Origin of the sequence: Kitasatospora sp. MMS16-BH015 (assembly GCF_002943525.1) — a bacterium.
Taxonomy (GTDB): Bacteria; Actinomycetota; Actinomycetes; order Streptomycetales; family Streptomycetaceae; genus Kitasatospora.
In genome coordinates, this window is the sequence record NZ_CP025394.1 from 2,439,605 (window position 1) to 2,463,124 (window position 23,520).

The 23,520-nt window shown below is 73.3% G+C and carries 27 protein-coding genes and 1 other RNA gene; 12 read left to right on the forward strand and 16 right to left on the reverse strand.

Annotation, left to right across the window (positions count from 1 at the left end):
• Positions 1 to 8 precede the first annotated feature (8 nt).
• The gene (locus CFP65_RS10500) at positions 9 to 2,132 is read left to right on the forward strand and encodes a transglycosylase domain-containing protein (protein WP_104815852.1); all 2,124 of its coding nucleotides are present in this window, start codon (positions 9 to 11) and stop codon (positions 2,130 to 2,132) included.
• Between the two features lie 17 nt (positions 2,133 to 2,149).
• On the opposite strand, the gene CFP65_RS10505 is transcribed toward CFP65_RS10500, so the two are convergent.
• Both CFP65_RS10505 and npdG read right to left on the reverse strand, forming a co-directional pair.
• Positions 2,150 to 2,335: a hypothetical protein gene (locus CFP65_RS10505; RefSeq protein ID WP_104815853.1), complete on the reverse strand. Its 186-nt coding sequence runs from the start codon at positions 2,333 to 2,335 to the stop codon at positions 2,150 to 2,152.
• Positions 2,336 to 2,441: 106 nt separating this feature from the next.
• A complete protein-coding gene (gene npdG / locus CFP65_RS10510; protein ID WP_104815854.1) occupies positions 2,442 to 3,140 on the reverse strand; it encodes an NADPH-dependent F420 reductase in 699 nt (232 codons plus the stop codon).
• Between the two features lie 47 nt (positions 3,141 to 3,187).
• Here npdG and CFP65_RS10515 point away from each other — a divergent pair, with 47 nt between their 5' ends.
• Both CFP65_RS10515 and CFP65_RS10520 read left to right on the forward strand, forming a co-directional pair.
• Positions 3,188 to 3,751, forward strand: coding sequence for a hypothetical protein (locus CFP65_RS10515; RefSeq protein WP_254552324.1), 564 nt, complete (start codon positions 3,188 to 3,190; stop codon positions 3,749 to 3,751).
• Between the two features lie 151 nt (positions 3,752 to 3,902).
• A complete protein-coding gene (locus tag CFP65_RS10520) occupies positions 3,903 to 5,294 on the forward strand; it encodes an MFS transporter (RefSeq protein WP_104815856.1) in 1,392 nt (463 codons plus the stop codon).
• 27 nt (positions 5,295 to 5,321) lie between these two features.
• On the opposite strand, the gene CFP65_RS10525 is transcribed toward CFP65_RS10520, so the two are convergent.
• The gene (locus tag CFP65_RS10525; RefSeq protein WP_371682396.1) at positions 5,322 to 5,597 is read right to left on the reverse strand and encodes a hypothetical protein; all 276 of its coding nucleotides are present in this window, start codon (positions 5,595 to 5,597) and stop codon (positions 5,322 to 5,324) included.
• A 64-nt stretch (positions 5,598 to 5,661) separates the two neighbouring features.
• On the opposite strand from CFP65_RS10525, the gene map reads away from it, so the two are divergent.
• Positions 5,662 to 6,507, forward strand: coding sequence for a type I methionyl aminopeptidase (gene map, locus CFP65_RS10530; protein WP_371682397.1), 846 nt, complete (start codon positions 5,662 to 5,664; stop codon positions 6,505 to 6,507).
• 19 nt (positions 6,508 to 6,526) lie between these two features.
• Here the strand turns inward: map and CFP65_RS10535 are convergent, their stop codons facing one another.
• A complete protein-coding gene (locus CFP65_RS10535) occupies positions 6,527 to 7,228 on the reverse strand; it encodes a bifunctional DNA primase/polymerase (protein ID WP_104815858.1) in 702 nt (233 codons plus the stop codon).
• A 304-nt stretch (positions 7,229 to 7,532) separates the two neighbouring features.
• Between CFP65_RS10535 and CFP65_RS10540 the strand changes: the two genes are divergently transcribed.
• Positions 7,533 to 7,754, forward strand: a complete 222-nt coding sequence (locus CFP65_RS10540; RefSeq protein WP_254552325.1) for a hypothetical protein — start codon at positions 7,533 to 7,535, stop codon at positions 7,752 to 7,754.
• 31 nt (positions 7,755 to 7,785) lie between these two features.
• Here CFP65_RS10540 and CFP65_RS10545 read toward each other — a convergent pair whose 3' ends face one another.
• Positions 7,786 to 8,472, reverse strand: coding sequence for a PadR family transcriptional regulator (locus tag CFP65_RS10545; RefSeq protein WP_371682398.1), 687 nt, complete (start codon positions 8,470 to 8,472; stop codon positions 7,786 to 7,788).
• Positions 8,473 to 8,616: 144 nt separating this feature from the next.
• Between CFP65_RS10545 and CFP65_RS10550 the strand changes: the two genes are divergently transcribed.
• The 3 genes from CFP65_RS10550 to CFP65_RS10560 all read left to right on the forward strand — a co-directional run bounded on the left by CFP65_RS10550 (position 8,617) and on the right by CFP65_RS10560 (position 10,878).
• Positions 8,617 to 9,924, forward strand: coding sequence for an MFS transporter (locus tag CFP65_RS10550; protein ID WP_104815861.1), 1,308 nt, complete (start codon positions 8,617 to 8,619; stop codon positions 9,922 to 9,924).
• A gap of 209 nt (positions 9,925 to 10,133) precedes the next feature.
• A complete protein-coding gene (locus CFP65_RS10555; RefSeq protein ID WP_104815862.1) occupies positions 10,134 to 10,532 on the forward strand; it encodes an ACT domain-containing protein in 399 nt (132 codons plus the stop codon).
• 151 nt (positions 10,533 to 10,683) lie between these two features.
• Entirely contained in the window at positions 10,684 to 10,878 is a 195-nt protein-coding gene (locus tag CFP65_RS10560) for a hypothetical protein (RefSeq protein ID WP_104815863.1), read from the forward strand.
• A gap of 218 nt (positions 10,879 to 11,096) precedes the next feature.
• Here CFP65_RS10560 and cutA read toward each other — a convergent pair whose 3' ends face one another.
• Positions 11,097 to 11,441, reverse strand: coding sequence for a divalent-cation tolerance protein CutA (gene cutA, locus CFP65_RS10565; protein WP_104820771.1), 345 nt, complete (start codon positions 11,439 to 11,441; stop codon positions 11,097 to 11,099).
• A gap of 66 nt (positions 11,442 to 11,507) precedes the next feature.
• On the opposite strand from cutA, the gene CFP65_RS10570 reads away from it, so the two are divergent.
• Positions 11,508 to 11,831, forward strand: a complete 324-nt coding sequence (locus tag CFP65_RS10570) for a MazG-like family protein (RefSeq protein ID WP_104815864.1) — start codon at positions 11,508 to 11,510, stop codon at positions 11,829 to 11,831.
• 167 nt (positions 11,832 to 11,998) lie between these two features.
• Positions 11,999 to 12,631 carry a hypothetical protein gene (locus CFP65_RS10575; RefSeq protein ID WP_104815865.1) on the forward strand — a complete coding sequence of 211 codons (633 nt, stop codon included), beginning with the start codon at positions 11,999 to 12,001 and terminating at the stop codon, positions 12,629 to 12,631.
• A gap of 25 nt (positions 12,632 to 12,656) precedes the next feature.
• Here the strand turns inward: CFP65_RS10575 and CFP65_RS10580 are convergent, their stop codons facing one another.
• The 7 genes from CFP65_RS10580 to CFP65_RS10610 all read right to left on the reverse strand — a co-directional run bounded on the left by CFP65_RS10580 (position 12,657) and on the right by CFP65_RS10610 (position 18,667).
• Entirely contained in the window at positions 12,657 to 13,211 is a 555-nt protein-coding gene (locus CFP65_RS10580) for a hypothetical protein (RefSeq protein ID WP_254552326.1), read from the reverse strand.
• Positions 13,212 to 13,219: 8 nt separating this feature from the next.
• The gene (locus CFP65_RS10585; protein ID WP_104815867.1) at positions 13,220 to 13,468 is read right to left on the reverse strand and encodes a helix-turn-helix transcriptional regulator; all 249 of its coding nucleotides are present in this window, start codon (positions 13,466 to 13,468) and stop codon (positions 13,220 to 13,222) included.
• On the reverse strand, positions 13,468 to 13,953 hold the full coding sequence (locus CFP65_RS10590) for a DUF2975 domain-containing protein (RefSeq protein ID WP_104815868.1): 486 nt from the start codon (positions 13,951 to 13,953) through the stop codon (positions 13,468 to 13,470). Before CFP65_RS10590 ends, CFP65_RS10585 begins: the two co-directional genes overlap by 1 nt.
• A 219-nt stretch (positions 13,954 to 14,172) precedes the next feature.
• Positions 14,173 to 14,937: an RNA ligase family protein gene (locus CFP65_RS10595; RefSeq protein WP_104815869.1), complete on the reverse strand. Its 765-nt coding sequence runs from the start codon at positions 14,935 to 14,937 to the stop codon at positions 14,173 to 14,175.
• Positions 14,938 to 15,217: 280 nt separating this feature from the next.
• Positions 15,218 to 15,613: RNase P RNA component class A (gene rnpB / locus CFP65_RS10600), an RNA gene on the reverse strand.
• Between the two features lie 13 nt (positions 15,614 to 15,626).
• Complete coding sequence (locus tag CFP65_RS10605) at positions 15,627 to 17,117, reverse strand: MFS transporter (protein WP_174805631.1); 1,491 nt, start codon at positions 17,115 to 17,117, stop codon at positions 15,627 to 15,629.
• 107 nt (positions 17,118 to 17,224) lie between these two features.
• Positions 17,225 to 18,667 carry an RNB domain-containing ribonuclease gene (locus CFP65_RS10610; protein ID WP_104815870.1) on the reverse strand — a complete coding sequence of 481 codons (1,443 nt, stop codon included), beginning with the start codon at positions 18,665 to 18,667 and terminating at the stop codon, positions 17,225 to 17,227.
• 314 nt (positions 18,668 to 18,981) lie between these two features.
• Here CFP65_RS10610 and yaaA point away from each other — a divergent pair, with 314 nt between their 5' ends.
• Both yaaA and CFP65_RS10620 read left to right on the forward strand, forming a co-directional pair.
• The gene (gene yaaA, locus CFP65_RS10615; RefSeq protein WP_104815871.1) at positions 18,982 to 19,782 is read left to right on the forward strand and encodes a peroxide stress protein YaaA; all 801 of its coding nucleotides are present in this window, start codon (positions 18,982 to 18,984) and stop codon (positions 19,780 to 19,782) included.
• Positions 19,782 to 20,273 (forward strand): hypothetical protein, encoded by a 492-nt coding sequence (locus tag CFP65_RS10620; RefSeq protein ID WP_104815872.1) that lies wholly within the window; start codon positions 19,782 to 19,784, stop codon positions 20,271 to 20,273. The genes yaaA and CFP65_RS10620 overlap by 1 nt, the downstream gene beginning before the upstream one ends.
• Before the next feature lie 122 nt (positions 20,274 to 20,395).
• On the opposite strand, the gene CFP65_RS10625 is transcribed toward CFP65_RS10620, so the two are convergent.
• From CFP65_RS10625 to CFP65_RS10635, 3 genes are all read right to left on the reverse strand, one after another.
• Positions 20,396 to 21,556 carry a bifunctional RNase H/acid phosphatase gene (locus tag CFP65_RS10625; RefSeq protein ID WP_104815873.1) on the reverse strand — a complete coding sequence of 387 codons (1,161 nt, stop codon included), beginning with the start codon at positions 21,554 to 21,556 and terminating at the stop codon, positions 20,396 to 20,398.
• Positions 21,557 to 21,560: 4 nt separating this feature from the next.
• Entirely contained in the window at positions 21,561 to 22,298 is a 738-nt protein-coding gene (locus tag CFP65_RS10630; RefSeq protein ID WP_104815874.1) for a zinc ribbon domain-containing protein, read from the reverse strand.
• Positions 22,299 to 22,447: 149 nt separating this feature from the next.
• Positions 22,448 to 23,305, reverse strand: coding sequence for a Nif3-like dinuclear metal center hexameric protein (locus CFP65_RS10635; RefSeq protein WP_104815875.1), 858 nt, complete (start codon positions 23,303 to 23,305; stop codon positions 22,448 to 22,450).
• Positions 23,306 to 23,520 lie beyond the last annotated feature (215 nt).

Below are 23,520 nucleotides of genomic sequence, written 5' to 3' on the forward strand. Positions count from 1 at the left end.
TCGACGGTATGCCTTCGTCGAACCGCCCCTCCGCCACCCAGAAGCTCGGGCTCGCCGGCAAGCTGGTCGCCATCAGTGTCGTGGCGGGTGTGATCACCGCCGGTCTCGCGCTGCCCGCCGTGGGCAGTGTGGGGCTGGGGACCAAGGACGCGATATCCGACTTCAACAGCCTCCCCGACGACTTCACCACCCCGCCGCTCTCGCAGTCCTCCACGGTCTACGACGCGGCGGGCAACGTGATCGCCACGGTCTTCGACCGTGACCGCACGGTGGTGCCGAGCGACCAGATCGCCCCGGTGATGAAGCAGGCCCTGGTCGACATCGAGGACAACCGCTTCTACCAGCACGGCGCCGTCGACCTGAAGGGCATCCTCCGGGCGATCGACAAGAACGCCGCCGGCGGCGGGGTCAGCCAGGGCGCCTCGACGCTGACCCAGCAGTACGTGAAGAACGTCTTCGTGGACGAGGCCGGCGACGACCAGAAGGCCGTGCTGGCCGCCCAGGCGCAGAACCTCGGCCGCAAGGTCAAGGAGATGAAGTACGCGATCAAGGTCGAGGAGACCTTGACCAAGGACCAGATCCTGACCAACTACCTGAACATCACCTTCTTCGGCGAGCAGGCCTACGGCATCGAGGCCGCCGCCCGGCGGTACTTCAGCGTGCACGCCAAGGACCTCTCGCTGCCGCAGGCGGCGCTGCTGGCCGGTCTGGTGCAGTCGCCCAGCGGCTACGACCCGATCGCCAACCCGAAGACGGCCAAGGAGCGCCGGGACACGGTGCTGCGCAAGATGGCCGAGTACGGCTCGATCACCAAGGCCCAGGCCGACCAGGCGATCGCCACGCCCGTCACGCTCAGCGTGACCCGGCCGCAGCAGGGCTGCATCACCGCGCAGAACGGCGAGGGCTTCTTCTGCGACTACGTGAAGAAGATCGTCACCAGTGACCCGGCCTTCGGCGCCTCCAACGCCGAGCGGCAGGCGCTCTGGAAGCGCGGCGGCCTGCAGATCCACACCACCCTCGACCCGAAGGCGCAGTCGGCCCTGCAGGACTCGGTGACCAGCCACGTGTACGCCACCGACAAGGCGGCCACCGCGATGACGGTGGTGCAGCCTGGCACCGGCAAGATCCTCGCGATGGGCCAGAGCCGCCCGTACGGGCTGAACGCCCACCAGACCTCGATCAACCTGAACGTGACCAAGGCGATGGGCGGCGGGCTCGGCTTCCCGACCGGCTCGACCTTCAAGCCGATCGTGGCGGCGGCCGCGCTGGAGAACGGGATCGACCCCTCGCAGTCCTACGACTCCCCGTACAGCATGCCGTGGCCGCGGATGACCACCTGCAGCGGCGGGGTGCTCAAGGAGGGCGGCGAGGTGCACAACGACGCCAAGAGCCTGACCGGCCCGTTCACCATGGGCCCGGCCATGGCCAAGTCCGTGAACACCTACTTCGCCGCCCTGGAGGCCGACGCCGGGCTCTGCAACGTCTCCCAGCTGGCCAACAAGATGGGCATCACCCAGCAGGCCGGCGGCGAGCCGCTCCAGGTGGTGCAGTCGATGACGCTCGGCTCCAACGACCTGACCCCGCTGGAGATGGCGAGCGTCTACGCGACCTTCGCCGCGCACGGCACCTACTGCGCGCCGAGCGCGATCACCTCGGTGACCACGGCCGACGGCAAGCAGCTGAACGTGCCCAAGTCCGCCTGCACCGAGGCGATGTCGGCCAAGACCGCCGACACCATCACCGGGCTGCTCAAGGGCGTGGTCGAGGACGGCACCGGCGCGGAGGCCGGGCTCTCGGACCGGCCGAGCGCGGGCAAGACCGGCACCACCAACGCGGGCAAGCAGGTCTGGTTCGTGGGCTACACCCCGGAGTTGGCCGGCGCCACCGTGGTCAGCGACACCGACGCGCCGACCTCGCTGGACGGCCAGAAGATCGGCGGCCACTGGGTGGACCAGGCCTTCGGCGGCACCCTGGCCGGGCCGATCTGGCAGGACGCGATGAGCGGCGCCCTGGCCGGTACCCCGGCCCAGGACTTCACCGGCGTGCCCGACCTCTCCACCCCTCAGCCCCCCGCCTCCGGCCAGTCGGGCAGCCCCGACCCGCAGCCGAGCCAGAGCGACAACGGCCAGTAGCGGGTGCCCGGGGGCTGCTACTGACGCTCGGCGGCGGCCCGCTCCTGGCGCTCGCGGCGCAGGTAGAACCAGGCGATGTTGCTGGCCACGCCGGCCAGCAGCACCCAGACCACGCCGAACCAGTTGCCCTCGACGAAGGAGACCACGGCGGCCGTCAGTGCCAGGACGAAGATGATCGAGGCCATCAGGGCGTTGCGGGGCATGGAAGTGGCTCCTAGGTCCGGAAGTGTCGTCCCCCATTGTCACGGAAGGCCCGCCCGGTTCCGCACCAGGGGGCCTTCCGTGTACACAGGAACCGAGGGCCGGGGCTCAGACGTCGGTGACCCGCAGGCCCGCGTGGGCCTTGTAGCGGCGGTTGACCGAGATCAGGTTGGCCACCAGCGCCTCCACCTGGTGGGCGTTGCGCAGGCGGCCGGCGAAGATGCCGCGCATGCCGGGGATCCGGCCCGCGAGCGCCCGGACCACGTCGGTGGCCTCGCGGTCCTCGCCGAGCACCAGTACGTCGGTGTCGATCTCGGCCACCGCCTCGTCCTGGAGCAGCACCGCCGAGAGGTGGTGGAAGGCCGCGGTGACCCGCGAGTCCGGCAGCAGGGCCGCCGCCTGCTGCGCGGCGCTGCCCTCCTCGGGCTTGAGCGCGTAGGCGCCCTGCTTGTCGAAGCCCAGCGGGTTGACGCAGTCGACCACGATCTTGCCCGCGAGCTCGGCGCGCAGCGCGGTGAGGGTGGCCGCGTGGCCCTCCCACGGCACCGCGACGATCACCACGTCGCTCTCCCGGGCGCAGGTCGCGTTGTCGGCGCCGCGCACGCCGAGGCCCAGCTCGGCGGCGGCGGCCTCGGCCCGCTCGGCCGTCCGGGAGCCGATGACCACCTGCTGCCCGGCCTTGGCCAGCCGGTAGGCCAGGCCGCGGCCCTGGTCGCCGGTGCCGCCCAGCACGCCGACCACCAGGCCGGAGACGTCGGGGGCTTCGTGGGCAGGGCTGCTGACGGTCACTGAATCGTGGGTACTCATGGGGGAGATCCTGCCAAAACGCGCCGCGCAGGAGCATGCTGAACCGCATGGACGCCGTGAGAGTTTCAGCACTACGCGACCGCCTGGCCGGGACGGGCTGGCTGGAGGCCGCCGGGGCGTTCGGCGGAGCGCTGCGGCGGGCGGTCGGCCGGCGCGGCGCCGAGCCGCTGCTGCTGGTCGGCACCGAGCGGCACGAGCCCTGGCACCTGGCCGCCCACCTGGACGACGAGGCCGCCTGGTCCGGCGTGCCGGGCCTGGCCCCGACCCTGCTGCGCCACCACGTGCCGCCCGGCGCGCCCGCCCACCTCGGCCACGGCCTCACCCGGCTGGCCACCGCCCGCCGGGGCGCCACCCTGCTGGTGGTGGCCCCCGAGCGCACCGACGACCCGCTGCTCGAACGCCTCCAGGACGCCCGCCGCAGCGGCGCCACCCTGCTCGCCCTGGACACCGGCGACCGCGAGCTGGCCGGCCTGGCCCACGAGCGCCTCACCGTGCCGGGGGCGGGCGGCGAGCCCTTCGACCTCGTTCAGCACCTGGTCAGCACGGCGGCGGGCGCGAAGCCGCCAGGGCTGCTGGCTCGCCTGACGGCGGCTCCGTTGAGCAGATGGTGAACCCTGGTGCGGTGGGACGTTGCGGGTGCCACTGCCGGTCGGCGACCGGGCCGGGGTCGGCTCCTTCCGTACTCGCGCAGTTCCCCGCGCCCCTGGTAGTGCAGCTAAATCACTTGCCGATCGGCCGGCCGGGAGCCGATGATGCCCGGCGATGACTTCTGATGCCTCCTGGCGTGCCCTGCTGCACAAGATCCGACCCGACCTGACCCCCTGGCGCTCCTCGCCCGACTTCCGGCTCCTCTGGAGCTCCGGCTGCATCTCGGCCTTCGGCAGCTTCCTGACGTACGTGGCGCTGCCGCTGCAGATCAAGGACCTGACCGGGTCCTCGTTCGCCGTGGGTCTGATCGGCGCCGTGGAGCTGGTGCCGCTGATCGTCTTCGGGCTCTGGGGCGGGGCGCTGGCCGACGCGCTGGACCGCCGCAAGCTGGTGCTCTGCTCGGAGGCGGGCCTGGCGCTGCTCTCCGGGCTGCTGCTGCTCAACGCGCTGCTGCCGCACCCGGTGCTCTGGCCGATCTACGTGGTCGCCGCCCTGGTCGCGGCCGTGGACGGCCTGCAGCGCCCGGCCCTGGATTCGCTGACGCCCCGGATCGTGCCGCACGACCAGCTGACGGCGGCCTTCTCGCTGCTCTCGCTCTACCGCAACGCGGCCTCCGTCGCCGGCCCGGCACTGGCCGGCGTGATCGTGGCCACGGCGGGCGTGCAGACCGCGTACGCGCTGGACGTGGCGACCTTCCTGGTGTCGCTGCTGCTGCTCGCCCGGCTGCGGGCGGTGCCGCCGGCCACCGGCGCGGAGCGGCCCACCGTCAAGTCGATCGTGGTCGGCGTCCAGTACGCCTGGAGCCGCAAGGACCTGCTCGGCACCTACGCGATCGACATCGTGGCGATGCTCTTCGCCTTCCCGGTGGCGATCTTCCCGTTCCTCGCGGCCGACCTGGACGCCGGCTGGGCCCTCGGTCTGCTGTACGGCGCCTCGGCCGTCGGCGCGCTGCTGGTCTCGGTCACCTCGGGCTGGACCTCGCACGTGCACCGGCACGGCCGGATGCTGGTGCTGGCCGCCCTCGGCTGGGGCGCCGCGATGACACTGGCCGGCCTCTCCGGCAACATCTGGCTGGTGCTGCTCGGCCTGGCCGCGGCGGGCGGCGCCGACCAGATCAGCGGCATCGCCCGCTCGACCATCTGGAACCAGTCCATCCCGGACGAGCTGCGGGGCCGCCTGGCCGGGGTCGAGCTGCTCAGCTACTCCGTCGGCCCCCAGCTCGGCCAGGTCCGGGCCGGCGGCATGGCCAGCCTGATCGGCGCCCGCGGCTCGGTCTGGGTCGGCGGCCTGGCCTGCGTGGTCGGCGTGATCGGCCTCACCGCCGCCCTCCCGTCCATGCTCGCCTGGGACAAGCGCACCGACCCCAACGCGCTGGCCGTCCGCGCCGGCCGCGAGGCGGCGGAGGCCGCCGAAGCTGCGGAAGCCGGGGAGGCCGCAGAAGCCGGGGAGGCCGGGGAGGCCGGGGAGGCCGCGGAGACGGCTGCCCCTGGTGCGGCGGTGGCTTGACGGGCCCTCACCGCACCGGGCCCCCGGTCAGCCGTTCGGCTGGTCGGGGGTTCCGCCGTTCCAGCGGGAGTCCTCCTCGCGCCACTCCTCGTTGCGCTCGGCCGCCGTGTCCAGGGCCCGGGCGGCCTCCTCACGGGTGGCGTACGGGCCGAGCCGGTCCTTGGCCGCGCACTCCGGGCCCTCCTCGACCTTGGCGTGCTTGAGGCACCAGTACCACTCCCCCGGCTGCCCGGTCGGCTTGCTCTTGCCGAAGCCCAGCGGCATCGCGATCAACTCCCATCGGTCGTCCCTGCTCTTGATCATTCCCGGTCCGCGCCGACCGCACACGGCCGGGGTCGGACCAGGCCCGGCCGATAGAATCGCGGGCATGGCTCTCGTACCCGGCGTCCAGTCGCCCATCCGCAAGGTCCCCGCGCACATCGCACGCCCGGAGTACGTCGGCAAGCCCGCGCCGACCCCGTACACCGGGCCCGAGGTGCAGACCGCCGAGACCGTCGAGAAGATGCGGATCGCCGGGCGGATCGCCGCGCAGGCGATGGCCGAGGCCGCCAAGCTGATCCGGCCGGGCACCACCACCGACGCGCTGGACGCCGTGGCGCACGAGTACATGTGCGACCACGGCGCCTACCCCTCGGACCTCGGGTACCGGGGCTTCCCCAAGTCGATCTGCACCTCGGTCAACGAGGTGATCTGCCACGGCATCCCGGACTCGACCGTGCTCGAGGACGGCGACATCGTCAACATCGACGCCACCGCCTACATCCACGGCGTGCACGGCGACCTCAACGCCACCTACCTGTGCGGGGACGTGGACGAGGAGTCGCGGCTGCTGGTGGAGCGCACCGAGGAGTCACTCGCCCGGGCGATCAAGGCGGTCAAGCCGGGGCGTCAGATCAACGTGATCGGGCGGGTCATCGAGTCCTACGCCAAGCGCTTCGACTACGGCGTGGTGCGGGACTTCACCGGGCACGGGATCAACACCTCGTTCCACTCCGGCCTGATCGTGCCGCACTACGACAGCGAGCGGGCCACCGAGGTGATCAAGCCCGGGATGACCTTCACCATCGAGCCGATGCTCACCCTGGGCACCTACGACTACGAGATCTGGCCGGACGGCTGGACGGTGGTCACCAAGGACCGCAAGCGGACCGCCCAGTTCGAGCACACCCTGGTCGTCACGGCCGAGGGCGCGGAGATCCTCACCCTGCCGTGATCGCTCCGACGGGTGCCCGTCAGCCGATGAGCCACTGCTCCTCGGCGACGGCACCCACCTCGGTGCAGGCGTCGGTCAGCACGTCGAGCAGCCGCAGCGCGTCCGGCAGCGGCTGCTCGGGGCCGCGCAGCCAGCGCACCTGGGAGCCGTCCGGCAGGGCCGCCGGGGGGACGAGGGTGTAGGAGCCGCGGCAGTGCCAACGCAGGCCGGGGTGCTCGGACATGGTGTCCGGGGTGGAGTCCAGCGCGCTGGGCCACCACTCGTCCTCGTCGGCCGGGGTGCCCTTGGTGGCGGTGAAGAAGAGGTACCGGTCCTCGCCGACGGCGGCGACCGGGCCGCCGACGCCCAGCGCGTCCAGCCGCTCCAGGGCCAGCCGGCCCGCCTCAGCCGGGACGTCGAGCACGTCGTGGGCGCGGCCGGTGGCGGTCACGAAGTTCGCCTGCGGGTCACGCGAGAGCCAGCGCGAGAGCTGCTCGGGGTCGGTGGTCGCCTGGGACTGCCAGGCGAAGGAGACCGGATGCTGACCGGGGGCCGGACAGCCCACCCGGTCGCAGGAACAGCGGTGCCCGGCGGGATGCGCGGCGGGCGCGAGCGGGAAGCCCGCGGTCACGGCACCGAGCAGCTGATCCAGCCGAACGGCCGCGTCCAGGCCGGTCACGGGTCTCGCACCCTGCCGGTCCCGCCGCTGCCACCAGGCCGTCCACCTACCGCTGGCTACCATCGGGCCCCTTCCGCACCTGCAGTTACCGTGCCTGGTGCGGCACGGTCACGGACGCAACAACCGACGCAACACCCGAACCGGCCCGTTGCTTCCCGGGGCCGGGCACGACCCGACGCGTCTCAATCACGGGCCGGAGCCGGGGTCACCGGACGGCCGACGCCCGGGGTCACGGTACGGAGTACGGGGCCCGCTGACCCGGGGAACCCCGGAGGCGTACAGAGCAGGATAAGGGTGCGGGCGGGGTCCGGATGACCGGGGGCGGTGCCGCTTCGGTCACACTCGCGCGGGGGCCTAGGCTGACCTGGTGAGAAGCGCGGACACCGAATTCCACGGCGGACCCCTGGACGGCAGGGTGCTGGCCGTCCTGCTGACGACGCTCGGCCACGTACCGAAGGTGTACCGGGTACCGGTACCGGCGCACGGCGAGACGCCGGCCGCGACGCTGGTCTACCGCCGGGCCAAGGAGTACGACCCCAAGGGGCGGTGGCGCTGGCGCTACGAGTACGACCGCGAGGCCTCCTCGTAGCACCAGCGGCGGGCCACGGGCCCTCCGGGGCTCACCCCTCCTCGGCGAGGATCAGGTAGAGCTTCTTCTTCGCCTCGGTGAGGACGGCCAGGCCCTTGGCCCGCTGCTCCTCCGTGCCGGTGGTCATCACCTGGCGGACGGCGTGCTCGACGGCCGAGAGCGCCTGGGCGACCTCCTGCACCGCCTCCCAGTCGACCCCGCGGCCGGCCTCCTCCCAGGGCGACTCCGCGCCGGCCTCGGCCTCGGCGCGCCCGGTCTCGGTCAGCTCGAACAGCCGCTTGCCGGACACCTCCTGCGCCTTGATCAGCCCCTCCTCCTCCAGCAGCTGGAGGGTCGGGTAGACCGAACCCGGGCTCGGGCGCCAGGCCCCGCCGGTCCGCTCGCCGATCTCGGTGATCATCTCGTAGCCGTGCATCGGCCGCTCGCGCAGCAGCGCCAGCAGCGAGGCCCGCACGTCACCCCGCCGGGCCCGGCCACGGCCCCGGCCGCCGCCACGCCCGTGCGGCCCGAAGCCGCCGCCGTGCCGCCCACCGAACCCGCCGTGCCCGAACGGCCCACCCCCACGCGGCGGCCCGCCGAACCCCCCGAAGGCCCCCCGGCCCTCGAACATCTCCCCCATCTCACTCCGGCCACCGGCGAACCCGCCGGTCTCCTGGCCCCGCCCACGGCGACGCCCTTCTCCACGGAACTGTCCTCGCATGAGGACCACCACCTTCATGTTTCAGTCGGAAGCCTCCCAGCGAGGCATCTCGATAACTCGACGATATATCGCTAACTATCGCCCGTCAACGGATTCCGTAAGTCGGCGACTGTCGGCTCCTTGAGCCGGTGGGCCCGGGCTTGACTTCAAGGCGGCTTGAGGATGGAAGCTCTCCCGGTGATCACCTCTGCCTCGCCCGGCACCCGGGCTGCTCGAATACCCGCCGGCTACCGGGCGCTGGCCCGGGAGCGTTCGTTCCGACGGCTGCTGCCGGCGTTGGCCGGCTCCGACCTCGGGGACGGGATGAGCATGGTGGCCGTGCCCTGGCTGGCGCTGTCGGTGGCGCCGGCCGGGCGGGTCGGGCTGTACGTGGGGGCGGCGGTGGCCGCGTACGCGCTGCCCGGGGTGGTCGGGGCGCTGGTCTTCGGGCGGTGGCTGCGGGCCCGGTCGCCGCGGCGGCTCCTGGTGGCGGACAGCCTGCTGCGGGCCGTCCTGCTCGGGGCCGTCCCGCTGGCCTGGGCGGCCGGCGCGCTGCACCCCGCGCTCTACCTCGCGCTGTTGGCCGGCTCCTCCGTGCTGCACGCCTGGGGCAGCGCCGGACGGTACTCCCTGGTGGCCCAGGTGCTGCCGCCCGAACACCGGCTGGCCGCCAACGCGCTGCTCGGCGCGAGCAGTTCGGCCGCCATCGTGCTCGGCCCGGCGGCGGCCGGCCTGCTCGCCACCCTGCTCTCCCCCGCCTGGCTGATCGGCCTCGACGCCGCGAGCTTCGCGATCCTCGCACTGCTCGCCCACCGCTCCACCACCACTGCCGCCGCACCGGGTCCGGCTGGGCCACCGACCCCGCCCCGGCGCGGCGAGGGACTCCGACTGCTGCGCCGCCAGCCGGAGTTGCTCGGCATCCTGACCCTCACCTGGGCCTTCAACTTCCTCTACGGCCCGGTCGAGGTCGCCCTCCCGCTGCACATCACCACCGAGCTGCACGCCGAGGCGAGCCTGCTCGGCGCGTACTGGACGGCCTTCGGCGCCGGCGCCGTGCTCGGCGGGCTGGCCGCCGGGCTGCTGCGCCGACTGCCGCTCTGGACGGTCACCTTGGGGATCGTGGCCGGCTGGGGCCTGACCCTGCTGCCGTTCGGGTTCGGCGCCCCGGCCGCCGCCACCGTCACCTGCTTCGGCATGGGCGGCCTGGTCTACGGGCCGTTCACCGCTCTGACCTTCACCCTCTTCCAGAACCGCACCCCCACCGCCCAGTTGACCACCATGCTGGCCACCCGGACCGGCGCCCTGCTCACCGCCGCCCCGGTGGGCACCGCCCTCGGCGGCCCGCTCACCGCCGCCTTCGCCCCGCACACCGTGATCGCCGCCTCCGGCGCCGCGACCCTCCTGCTGGCCGCCACCGGCGCCGAGCTCCGGCTGCGCACCCGCCGCCCCCCGGCCACCCTCCCCCACCCGATGGCGCGCGAAGTCCCTTGACCCGCAGTCGAATACGGACCGCCGACTCGGCATCACCCGGGCCCTTGCACCGATCGCACACAGCCGTGCCCCCCGCAGCGAAACACCGGCTTTCGGCCCTTTCCCGAGTCCAGGCCGAGGCCGGAACCAGGGCCCGACTTACGACACGACACTCCCGTCCCGGCGGCAAACCCGCCTGGCGGCGGGGCAGTCGGGCTACGGTGGCCGACATGGCCGGTGAAGAGGATCTGCGGAAGCTGCTCAGCGGGATGCACCCCGTACTGAACCCCGGGCGGTACGTGTACTGCACGCTGCCCGCCCGAGTGCCGGCCGGGCTGCGGCCGGTGGTCACGGTGGTGGAGGCCGAGGGGCCGACCGTCGTGCTGGCCCAGGAGGAGGCCGACTCGCTCGGGCTGCCGTACGAGTACGTGGCCGCCTGGATCACCCTGCAGATCCACTCCGCCCTGGCGGCCGTCGGCCTCACCGCCGCCGTGGCGACCCGGCTGGCCGATCATGGCATCAGCTGCAACGTGGTGGCCGGCTTCCACCACGACCACCTGTTCGTGGCCGCCGGGGACGCCGACCGGGCCGTCGAGGCACTGCGTCAACTGGCCGCCGAGCACGCCTGATCGGAGCAGCCGGGCACCGTCGGGACACCGATGGCCGCCCGGATGACCGAAACCCGACGGCTCCCGAACTTCTTTACCGATTCGCTGTGTACATGCCTAGTAACGCAAGGTAGTGTCAGCCTCTGCCACGCTGGACCGGAGGGGAGAACACATGCCACGCGACAAGATCCCAAGAGTCATCGCCGGGACGGACACCTTCGTCACCGACCCGGAGGACGAGACCGAGGAGGGCGACCCGCCTTACTGCCTCGGCCCCGACGGCGTCGCAGGTGCCGCAGGCCCGGCGGACGCCGACAGCGACGAGGAGGCCTCCTCACACTGGGGCCAGTGGCTGCGCCCGGACTGAGCGCCGGCCTCCCCGGCACCACAGCGCCCGTCCGGCCGACCCGGCCCTCGCACCACCCTGCGACGCATTCCATCGCACCGCGCCGCACCACGAAGCAACGCGCCGCGACGTACCGCGACGCGACGCGACGTACCGCGAAGCACCAACGGCCTTGCGCAGCCCCGGCCTTCCCCCCGACGGCCGGGGCTGACGCCTGTCCGCGCCCGGCGCGTGGGGCATCAGGCCGACCCGGCGGTCTCCGTCCGCAGCCAGTCCAGGTACGCCGCGCTGCCGCCGAGCACCGGCACCACGAGCAGCTCCGGCGTCTGGTACGAGTGCCGCTCGGTGACGAACTCGGCCAAACCGTCAGCGAGTTCGGCCAGGGTCTTGAAGTCGACCCGCCACTCCTCGGCCTGCTCCACCGCCCCGGCCCAGCGGTACACCGAGCCGATCGGGTACACCTGGGCACAGGCCGCCAGCCGCTCGGCCACGGCCGCCGCCGCCAACTCCCGGGCCAGTGGCTCGCTCTCGTGGGTCGTGGTCACCACCACGAACTCCGGCCCCGCACTCTGGTTCGTCGTCACACCGCCAGGGTAGACCGCCACCTCGGGCCGACCGGCCCGGCTGCGGGCTCCCGAAGGGGTGGACGGATGACCGAGGAACTCTGGGACGAGGTACGGCGGCTCGCCGTCCGGCTGGACGAGACCGGTGCGCTGGCGCCCGAGCAGCGCACGCTGCTCCAGATCCTGAAGATCGGCGAGGAGTTCGGCGAGGCCGCCGAGGCCGTGATCGGTGCCCAGGGCGCCAACCCCCGCAAGGGCCACTCGCACACCTGGGCCGATGTGGAGCGCGAGCTCTACGACGTGCTGGTCACCACCATGGTGGCCCTGCTGCGGCTCAACCCGGCCCCGGCGAAGCCGTTCGAGGAACACCTGAAGCGGGCCGTCCGGCGCACCCTCGGCGAAGCGGGCTGACCGGTCAGGTCGCCTGCCGGGTCACGGACCGGACTCGGCGTGTCACGGGCCTGACCCGTCGTGTCACAGGCTCGCAACAGGGGTAACCCGGCCCCGGCCCGGCCACGTGTACAGGGCTGCCGGACGGAGAACCGCCCGGCGGCCCGACCACTTGGGGGACTCCTGCCATGCCTGCTCGCCGCATCCTCGCCACCGCCGCGCTCGCCACCGCCGCGCTGACCCTCAGCCTCACCGCCTGCGACCCCACCCAGCCCTCGGACGGCAAGTCCGCCGCCGCCCCGGCTCCCACGGTCACCGCCACCGCCGTGCCGGTCTCCGCGCCCACCGGCGGCACGACGGCGGGCGCCGGCCAGACCACCCCCAAGCCCACCAGGGCCACCGCCAAGCCGGGCACCAGCACCAAGCCGAGCGCCACCGCCAAGCCGAGCGCCGACTGCACGGCCAACGCCCAGCACCCGGGCCACAAGGTGATCAACGCGACCGTGGCCTGGGGCTCCCCGGACCGGATCGGCGCCAACGCGACCAAGTTCGTCTGCGGCCCCGACGTCCCGGACGACGGCTACTACGAGGCCGTGGCCCCCAACACCGAGTACCGCTTCGCGGCCGGCGCCAAGGCCACCCTGCTGGCCACCGGCGTCAAGACCACCGAGGTGCCGCTGGCCCGGCTGCTCCAGCAGATCAACACCTGCACCGGCCACCCCGGCGACGCCGGTGACTACAGCTGCTACGGCAACATGTACGACATCACGGTCGACGCCACCGGCAGGATCACCACGATCAGCGAGCTCTACCACCCCTGATCGCGCTCATCCACCGGCCGGGCCTTCAACCCCCGGCCGGTCCGTGCCCCGGCCCCACCGCTGCCCACACCAGCCGCGCGGTCTCCTCGGCCGACCGACTGCCGTCCACCACCAACCGGCAGCCCCGGCGCAGCGGTTCGACGTACCGGGCGTGGGCCTCGCGCCGGCTCTCCAGGTAGTTCCGCAGCAGCACCTCGACCGGGAAGTCCCCGTCCACGCACTTGCGCCGGATCTTCCGCGCCAGCCTCAGGTCCGCCGCCAGCTCGACGAACACGTCGAGCCGCTCCACTTCCGGCGCGGTCGCCACCATGCGCGCGAACAGCCCCTCCACGACCACCACCGGTGCCGTCGCCGCTGCCACGTCCCTGGCCAGCCGCTCCAGGTCCTGCGACCGCGGATCCCCGACGTCCAGTCGCGGCACCCCCGCCTCATCCGGAACCCACACCCCACGCCCGGGCGCGCCGAAGTAGTAGTCGTCCCCGTGCAGCACCACCGCCCCACCACCGGCGCCGGCCCCGGCCGCCAAGGCCGCCGCGAGGGTCGTCTTCCCGGCCCCGGCGCCGCCGGTCAGCGTCACCACCGTCCGCATCATGCCCCCACGGCCCCTACGGCCTCCTCCGACTCCTCCGACTCCTCCGGCGCCCAGCGCAGCAGGTCGCCCGGCTGGCAGTCGAGCGCCTCGCAGAGCGCGGCGAGCGTCGCGAACCGCACCGCCTTCGCCCGGCCGTTCTTGAGGACGGCCAGGTTGGCGGGGGTGATCCCGACCCGGTCCGCGAGCTCGCCCACCGACATCTTCCGCCGAGCCAGCATCACGTCGATGTCGACGAGGATCGACATCAGATCACCTCGTCCAACTCGGCCTGCAGCCCGGCGGCTTCAAGGTCCCGCGTGACGGCCTGGCGGAGCAGCATCCGCAGCACCAGCACCACCAGCGCGACCCCCAGGATCGCCAACCCGATCCCGCCCATGATCACGGTGCCCCCCGGATCCTCCCGCTGCCCCGGCGCATTGACGGCCGTGACCGCGAACCAGAGCAGGGCCACCGCCACCACCGCCCCGATCACCCCGTCCACGTACCGGAACGCAGCATCGGAGAACACCGTCCCCCGCCGCACCATCGCCACCAGCCGCCACACGCAGACCAGCGCGACCTGCCCTGCCGCCATCCCCAGCAGCGTGATCACCCGGAACGCGGTCAACGGCAGCATCCCGTCATCCGACTTGGTCACCATGGCCACCACCATCAACACCTGCACGAGCACGGTGCCGCCGAACACCACCCCGAGCACACCGCGCAGCGCGGCCACGGTCAGCTTCCCCATCGCCCATCCTTCCATCGAACCACGATAGGAATCTATCGATTCTCGATAGGAAAGGGAAGGGCGGGCCAACCTCCGAAGAGCGGGGGCCGGACGCGAGAAGGCCCCTGGTCTGCGAAGACGCAGGCCGGGGCCTTCCCTCGTCCTCATCCAGCTACCGGGCGAGATCCCCGGCCGGCTCCGAAGGAGCAGGTGGGCAGTGCCGAGCCGGTGTCGGATGGATCAGCGGCGCTGTGCGCGGCGCTTGAGCGTGCGCTCGTAGTCCTGGAACCGGGCCTTCGAGATCAACGAACGGTCCGGGGTGCGCAGGACGATCCCCTCCGGCCGGCCGCCCGCGCCCTCGTCGAGGGCCACCCGGGTGTCGGGCAGCATCGCGTTCAGCCAGCTGTGAGTCTCCTCGATGCCGGTCGGCAGCTGTCCGGCCGGGACGGTGCCCAGACGCGGGGTCACCTCGATGCCCTCGGCCTCCGCCGCGCGCTGCAGGTCGGCCTCGGACGACCAGTACTGGCCGCCGCCGTCACGCCACTGGGCGATCCGCTCCCGGTCCCAGCCAAGGGCCTCCTCGGGCACCCGGGCGAGGTCGAACAGGCGGTGACCGACGTTTCCGCCTGCCGTGTACTGCTTGGCCGCCGCGCCGACCCGGTGACCGTACACCTCGAGGAAGTACACCAGGATGCCGTCGGCCGGACGCCCCTTCAACCGGTCGGCGAGCGGCCGGAGCGCCGCCACGATGCCCAGGGCCGGATTGGACACCCGGTCACCCCGGGCGTGCAGCAGTTCCTCCCGGGAGCCGATGAAGTAGTCCCCGTCGGGCAGCAGGACGATGCGCCCGTTGGTCCCGTCGACCTTCTCGGTGAGGACCACCTCGCCCGTGAACGCGGTGGGGTTCTCGAGCAGACCGCCGTTCTTCGGGTCGAGCTCGTGGTGCGTGGGGATCGACGGGTACTTCGTGGCCGAGTTCAGTGCGGCCAGGTCGAGCAGGGCCATGGGAATCCTCCGGAGCAGGGCTGTGCTTCACCGCCGGGGCTCAGCGGGACGGCTCACGAGACGGGCTCGCGGGTACGTGGAACGGCCAGCATGGCCCACGCGAAGATCCACTCGCCACCGCATTTCCCGGGACCACACCTGACGCCCCGGCACCTTCGCCTGCCCCCTGCTCCGCCTGGCCCGACCGCCGGCCACCGGCCACCGGCCACCGGCCACCGGCCACGCAAAGGCCCTCTGACCTGTAAGAACACGGATCAGAGGGCCTCTCGCAGATGACCGACGGACGAGTCGGCCTGTACGCCGGGTTCTGTCTCCCGGGGTGCTTGCGCGGCCCGGGGAGGCGGTCATCCATCTAGGGCTGCCGTTGCCGACAGCCTCGTGCGGTCTACCCGCGGACTCGGGCGAGCAGCCCTCGAACATCCGCGCACGGTGCCCGGAGGCACCGATCTTGACCTTGCTCCGGGTGGGGTTTACCGAGCCGGCCGAGTCACCTCGGTCGCTGGTGGTCTCTTACACCACCGTTTCACCCTTACCTACCGAGGTAGGCGGTCTGTTTTCTGTGGCACTGTCCCGCGGGTCACCCCGGGTGGGCGTTACCCACCACCCTGCTCTGTGGAGCCCGGACGTTCCTCGGCGGGCCCCGTGAAGGACCCGTCGCGACCGCCCGGCCGGCTCGTCCGCCGTACTGGTCATGGTAGCCGCTCGGCGGGGGCCTCCCGTACCGGGGCCGGGTCGAGTCGGGCCGCCACCCGGTGGGCGGTGCGGGCCGCCCACGGGGTGGTGGTGGCCAGGGCGAGCAGCAGGACGGCCGCGCCGAGGCCGGTGACGATCCACCAGCCGGTGTGGCTGGCGGCCGTGAAGTCGGTGCCGGCCGCGCTGGAGACGGCCGCGCTGACCACCGAACCGATCACCGCCACGCCGAGCGACTGCCCGACCTGGCGGCTGGTGGAGGCCACCCCCGCCGCCACCCCCGCCCGGCTGCTGGGCATGCCGGCGACCGCCGAGTTGGTGATGGGGGCGTTGACCACGCCGAAGCCGAGCCCGAAGAGGGCGTAGGCGAGCAGCAGTTGCGGGGTGGGGGTCGCCGGGCTCAGGCGGACGAGCAGCAACCCGCTGGCGCAGATCGCCGCCCCGGCGACCAGGAGCGGCGGCCGGGGCCCGTACCGGCCGACCGTCCAGCCGGAGACCGGCCCGCCGACGAACATCAGGGCAGCCATCGGGAGGGTGTGCAGCCCGGCCTGGACCGGGCCGAGGTGGCGGACCTCCTGGAGGTACACGGTGGAGAGGAAGAGGAAGCCGCCGAGCGCCGCGCAGGCGCTGATCGCGGCCGCCACCGCGCCGGTGAAGGGGACGCTGGCGAAGAAGCGGGGGTCGATCAGGGGTTCGGCGGTGCGGCGTTCCCAGCGGGGGAAGGCCAGCAGGGCGGCCAGCGCGAGGGCGGCGAGCAGCAGGACCACCGGGGAGTGCCAGCCCTGACCCGGGCCCTCGATGATGGCGGCCGTGCCGCCGCCGAGCAGCAGGACGAGCAGCAGTTGGCCGACCGGGTCGAGTCGGCGGGGGCGCGGCGCACGGGATTCCGGGACGTGACGGAAGGTCAGCGCGAAGACGGCCAGGCCGACCGGGACGTTCACCAGGAAGATCCACTGCCAACCGGCCGCCGAGACCAGGAAGCCGCCGATCAGCGGGCCGAGCGCCATCGCCAGCCCGACCACCCCGCCCCAGGCCCCGATCGCCTGGGCCCGCTCGCGGGGGTCGGTGAAGGTGTTGGTGATGATCGACATGGCCACGGGGTTGAGCATCGACCCGCCGACGGCTTGGAGCGCCCGGAAGCCGATCAGCCAGCCGAGGCCGGGGGCGAGGCTGCAGAGCAGCGAACCGAGCACGAAGACCAGCAACCCGACCCGGAACACCCGCCGCCGCCCGAGCCGGTCGGCCACCGACCCGGCCGGGATGAGCAGGACCGCGAGGACCAGGGTGTAGGCGTCGACCGTCCACTGGAGCCCGGCGGCGGGCGCGTGCAGGGCGTGGCGCAGGGCGGGCAGGGCGATGTTCACCGCCGTGGTGTCCAGGCAGACGAGGAACAGGCTCAGGCAGCAGACCGTGAGGACCAGCAGCCGTCGGCGGCGGCTGTCGGTCGGTTCGGCCGGCTGGGCGTGCGGTGCGGTGGACCCCCGGGGCATCACCTGGCGATGCTCTCAGATGGCCGGTGGGCGTTGTCATCGGTTTATCGGTTTGATTGGTGGGGTGGGCCTCCCCGGTGAGTGCTTCCGGGCGGGCGGGCAGGCGGTCAGGCGGCGGCGAAGCGGACGGTGCGGGCGACGGGGTCGGCGGTGGTGAGGCGGACGCGGAGGCGTTCGCCCAGGGGGAGGGTCACGTCGGCCTCGCAGGCGGCGACCACGGCGGGGTCGCGGAGTTGGACGGTGCCGCGCTGGGGCTTGCGGTCGTCGACCTCGATCACCACGGCGTCGAACAGCTCGCCCTCGCGGCCGAGCAGCACCTCGCTCTCCACCAGGTCGACGCAGGCCCGCTCCACGGCGCGGGCCCGCCGTTCACCGCCGGCCATCACGCCGGGCAGGCTCGGCAGCTGCTCCCCCACCCAGGCGGGCAGTTCGGCGCCGCCGGCGACCGCCGCGCAGATCTCCAGCGCGTACCGGTCGGCGAGGCGGCGCAGCGGGGCCGTGCAGTGCGCGTACGGCGCGGCGAGCGCGGCGTGGCCGGGGTCCGCCGGGACGGGCAGGCCCTGGGCGGTGTCGAAGGAGTGGTAGCCGGCGCCGCGGAGCAGGCCGGTACAGGCATTGAGGAAGGCGGCGTGTTCGGCCCGGGACGGGTCGAGGCTGCGGATCAGCTCGGGGTAGGGCATGGTCTCGGGCCAGTCCACGGCCAGCGCCTTGGCGATCCGGCGCAGGCGGGCGTACCCGGATTCGGGCGCGCCGGGGAGGGTGCGGAGCAGGCCGACGCCGGCGTCCAGCATCAACTCGGCGGCGGCCATGCCGGTGAGCAGCGAGATCTGGGCGTTCCAGCCGTCGGCGGGCAGCGGTGCGCGGTAGGTCAGGCCGTAGCCGCCGTCCAACTGCTCGACCTCCTGCTCGGGCAGCGGCAGGCTGATCCCGCCCCGAGCCCGCTCCTGCTCCTCGCGCAGCCGCCCGATCACGGCCAGCAGACCGAGCTGCTCGTCGCCGTTGAAGTCGACGGCCCGCTGGACCTCCGCGTAGTCGAGCCGACGGCGGGAGCGGACCTGGGCGCGGCGCAGGTCGGCGAGGACGACGGCGCCGTCCGCGTCGAGGTCGAGCTGCCAGAGCAGGGCCGGGCGCAGCTCGCCGGGGAGCAGGCTGGCGGCGTCCTCGGCGAGGCGCTCGGGGTGGAGCGGGATCCGGCCGTCGGGGAGGTAGAGGGTCTGCACCCGGCGGTGGGCCTCCGCGTCGAGCGCGCTGCCGGGGTGGAGGAAGGCCGACACGTCGGCGATCGCGTAGTGGACGCGGTAGCCGGTGCCACGGCGGGAGAGGTGCATGGCCTGGTCGAGATCGCGCGAACCGGGCGGGTCGACCGTGAAGAGGGGGAGGTCGGTGGCGTCCAGAGCGGGCAGGCGGGGTGCGGCGGCGGCCTGTTCGGCCTCGGCGAGGGCGGCCGGGGGCCACTCGGTGGGGAGGTCGAGCTGGGTGCGGAGCTCGGCGAGTTCGGCGTTGATCCGGGTGGGGTCGGCGACCCGGACGGTCAGCTGACGGCGGGGCATGTCCGCAGCCTACGGCGGGGGTGGGGCGGGAGCGGGGTGCCGCGCGGCAGGGGGAAAGTTACGGCGAGGGCAAAGATGCGGCGAGCGTAAGCATGCGACGAGGGCAAGGGTGCAGTGGTGGCAAGAGTGCAGTCATGGCAAAAGTACGTCGAGGGTAAAAGTGAAGCGAGGGCAGATGGGATTCGAGAGCAAAGGTGCCGTGAGCGTAAAAGTACAACGGAGGTAAATGTAGGGCCGTGGTACGGCCTGGTCAGCGAGGGTCGGCCAGTAGAGTGGCGGGGTCGCTGTGCCACAAAGTGTTGAGGAGTGCCGCTGTGCTGGTGTTGCTGCCGCCGTCGGAGGGGAAAGCGGACTCGGGGGCGGGCGCGCCGCTGGCGCTGGACGGGCTCTCGTCCGCCGAGCTGACGGGCGCGCGGGCCGCCGTGCTCGATGCGTTGGTCGAGCTCTGCCAGGGCGACCCGGACGTGGCGCAGGAGGTGCTCGGGCTCAGCAAGGGCCTGCGTGGGGAGATCGCCCGCAACGCCGGGCTGCGCGAGGCCGGGGCGCTGCCCGCCGGCGAGGTGTACACCGGGGTGCTGTTCGACGCGCTCGGGCTGGCCAAGCTGGACGAGGCCGCGTACGCGCGGGCCGAGCGTACGCTGCTGGTGTTCTCCGGGCTCTGGGGTGCCGTCCGGATCGGTGACCGGATCCCGCCGTACCGCTGCTCGATGGGCGTGAAGCTGCCGCCGCTCGGCGCGCTCGGCGCGTACTGGCGTGGGCAGTTGGGCGAGGCGCTGCCCGCCGCGGCCGGCCGCGGGCTGGTGCTCGACCTGCGGAGTTCCGCGTACGCCGCCGCCTGGAAGCCCGCCGGTGAGCTCATCGGGCGGACCGCCACCGTGCGGGTGCTGCACGAGCGCGAGGTGGACGGGGTGCTCAAGCGTTCCGTGGTGAGCCACTTCAACAAGGCGACCAAGGGCCGGATCGTGCGTGACCTGCTGGTGGCCGGCGCCGAGCCCGCCTCCCCCGGTGAGCTGGTGGACGCGCTGACCGGGCTGGGCTACCGGGTCGAGGTCTCGGCCGAGGGCACCGCGCGCAAGACCTGGCAGCTGGACGTCGTCGTGGACGAGATCCACTGATGGCCGGGGACGCGACCCTGGTGCAGCGGCTGGCCGAGCAGCTGCCCGAGGCGGCAACGACCGACGGGTTGGCCGAGCTGGTCGAGGGACTGCTGGCCTACCAGGTGCCCCTCAGCGGGATGGACCGGGTGCGGCTGTCGGTGCTCGCGGAGGAGCAGGGCGTCCGGGAGCGGATCACGCCCGGGCTGCTGCGCTGCCTCGGGGACGGGGTGCCGGCCGTGGTGCGGCTGCTCGACGAGGAGGAGGTGCTCCCGGGGAGCGGCGGGCTGGTGCTGGTGCCGTGGATCGGGTGCAACCGGTGCGGGCAGGCGCTGCTGCGGGCGCACACCTGGGAGGACTGGGACGACGTGTCCGACCGCGCCGAGAAGTACCTGGTCGGGGCGGCGGAGTTCGCGACGGCCGGGGAGGCTTTTGCGGAGTTGGTCGGCCACTGCGGTAGTGAGGGGCGCGGGGAACTGCGCGAGGGCGGGAGAGGCGTAGCGGTCGCCTGACGCAGAAGGCCCGGTTGCACCGTCATCGGATGGTGCCACCGGGCCGGCGTGCGAACAGTACGGGCGGTCAGGGGCTGGGCGCGCGGTTCCTCGCACCCCTGAGAAGAATCATCTGAGAAGAATCACCGCAGGTGCGAGGTGTCGTTCATCAGCCGGAGCGAGGCGTTGCCGTCCGCGTAGTACTGGACCGCGCAGAAGGAGGCCGCCGAGAGTTCCATCCGGTAGAGCGAGTCGGGCGGCGCGCCGAGCGCGAGGCGGACCAGGGTCTTGATCGGGCTCACGTGGGAGACGACCAGGACGGTCTTGCCGGAGTAGCGGGCGAGGAGCTTGTCGCGGGCCACGCCGACCCGGTGGGTCAGGGTGGTGAAGGACTCGGCGGAGCCGGTGGGCTTGGCCTTGGCGGAGCCGAGCCAGGCGGCGAGGTCCTCCGGGTGGCGGTCCTGGACCTCGGCGAAGGTGAGGCCCTCCCAGGCGCCGAAGTCGAGTTCGCGCAGACCCTCCTCGGTGCGCAGTTCGAGGCCGAGCCGCTGGGCGACGGCCTCGGCGGTCTGCCGGGTGCGCCGCATCGGCGAGCAGACCACGGCCTGGATCGAGCCGCGCGCGGCCAGCGCCTCGGCGGCCCGGTTCGCCTGCCAGTGGCCCTTCTCGGAGAGCTCCGGGTCGGAGCCGCCGCTGCCGGAGAAGCGCTTCTCCGGCGTGAGCGGGGTCTCGCCGTGCCGGAGCAGCACGAAAGTGGTGGGGGTGCCGAGGTCGGCCGGGGCGGCCCACCCCGCCTTGGGGGCGGCGGGGGCCGGCAGCGGTCCGTCCACGGGGGCGGTCGGACGGGCGGCCCCGGACTCCCGGGAACCACCGGGCTCCCACTGCTTGCCGGCCTTGCCGGCGTCCATCGCCTCGTTGGCCAGCCGGTCCGCCTCCTTGTTCCGCTCGCGCGGGATCCAGGTGTAGCTGACCTGGGCGCGCGGCAGCACCGTGCGGGCCTCGGCGGCCAGCGGCTGCATGCCGGGGTGCTTGATCTTCCAGCGCCCCGACATCTGCTCGACCACGAGCTTGGAGTCCATCCGGACGTCCACCGCGGCGTCCGGGTCCAGCTCGCGGGCGGCCTTCAGCCCCGCGATCAGACCCCGGTACTCGGCCACGTTGTTGGTGGCGTGTCCGATGAACTCGGCAGCCTCGGCGATGATCTGCCCGGTGTCGCCGTCGCGGACCACCGCGCCGTACCCCGCCGGGCCCGGGTTGCCCCGGGAGCCGCCGTCCGCCTCGACGATGAACCTGCGGCCCCCCACCGGATCAGGCGCTCTCGGCGGTGCGGACCAGGATGCGGCCGCAGTTCTCGCAGCGGACCACGGCGTCCTTGGGCTCGGCCTTGATCACGTTGAGGTCCGCGGTGGCGAACTCGACCCGGCAGCCCTCGCAACGGCGCTGGTAGAGCCGGGCCGCGCCGACGCCGCCCTGCTGCTCGCGCAGGCGGGTGTAGAGCTTGAGCAGGTCGGCCGGGATGACGGCGGCGACGGTCTCGCGGTCGCGCTTGACCTTCTCCACGTCCGCGTCGATCTCGGCGAACGAGGCGTCGCGGCGGCCCTCGGCCTCGCGCAGCACCACGGTGGAGTGCTCCAGGCGCGCGGTCAGCTCGGCGACCCGGCCCTGGGCGGACTCCATCCGCTCCATGATCTCCAGCACGACCTCCTCGAGGTCGCCCTGACGCTTGGCCAGCGAGGCGATCTCGTGCTGGAGGTTCTCCAGGTCCTTCGGTGAGCCGGTGCCGGAGTCGAGGCGCTGCTGGTTGCGGGCGGCGCGGGCGCGCACCTGCTCCACGTCGGCCTCGGCCTTGGCGAGCTCGCGCTCGGTGTCGCCCTGCTGGGCCTGGGCGGCGACGACCAGGGAGGTGAGGGCGGTGTGGTCGGCGGTGGCCTGGTCGATCTCGGCGTGCTCGGGCAGGCTGCGGCGCCGGTGGGCCAGCTGGTCGAGGCGGGAGTCGATGGCCTGCAGGTCGAGCAGGCGGATCTGGTCGGCGGGCGCGGCGTTCAAGCGGGGAACTCCTGTGGGATCGTCAGGTCAGTCGGACAAGTCTGGTGCGGCATCGAGCCGCTGGGGCCGTGGGCCGGTGGGGCCGTAGGGCGGTGCGGCCCACCGGGGCCGTCGGGCGGTGAAGCCGTCAAGCTCTCGAGCCCCGGGGGTCAGGCGGCCGGTGGGCCGTCGGGGTCGGGCCGGTGCATCGGGGCGTGGGCCGTCCACGGGTCGGTGACCCGCTCGGAGACCCGGGTCTCCAGTTGCCAGCCCTGCTGCTGGGCGGCGGCGAGCAGGCCGCGCTCGGCCAGCCGCAGCCAGGGCCACTCGGTGGCCCAGTGCGCGGCGTCCACCAGCGCGACCGGGGCCGCCTCGACGGCCTCGGAGGCCGGGTGGTGGCGCAGGTCGGCCGTCACGTACGCGTCCACCCCGGCGGCCCGGACCTCGCCGAAGAAGCTGTCCCCCGAGCCGCCGCAGACGGCGACCCGGCTGATCAGCCGGTCCACGTCACCCGCCACCCGCACCCCGGCGGCCGTGGCCGGCAGCCCGGCGGCGACCTGGGCGGCGAAGGCGGAGAGGGTCAGCGGAGGCTCCAGGACGCCGATCCGGCCGGTGCCCCGGCGGCCCGCCGGGTCGGTCGGGTCCGGGATGAGCGGGCCGAGCACCCGCAGGCCGACGGCCTCGGCCAGCGCGTCGGAGACGCCCGGGTCGGCGTGGTCGGCGTTGGTGTGGGCCACGTGCAGGGCGATGCCCGCGCGGATCAGCGAGTGCACCACCCGCCCCTTGAAGTGCGTGGTGGCCACACTGGTGGTGCCGCGCAGATAGAGGGGGTGATGGGTGACCACCAGGTCGGCTCCCCACTCCACCGCCTCGTCGACCACCGTCTGCACGGGGTCCACGGCCAGCAGGACGCGGGTGACCTGGGCGTCGGTGTCTCCGCAGACCAGGCCGACGGCATCCCAGGATTCCGCCCACCGTGGCGGGTACAGCTCTTCGAGCACGCTGATGACGTCGGACAGTTTCGGCACCTGTTGAGACTACCGCGCGCGGGGAGCAGGCCGGGCCCCGGCGGGGGGCGGCGGGCCGCGTCCCGGCCGGTCGGGGCCGGTCCGAGGCCGGTCGTTGCCCGGTCCGAGGCCGGTCCGGGCAACCGAGCGGGCACCGCACAGCCGCTCGTCAACCGGCGCACGAGGGTCTGCGGACGTGTTCCGCGCACTCCGGCGGCAGCCCCCCGGGAGGCCCG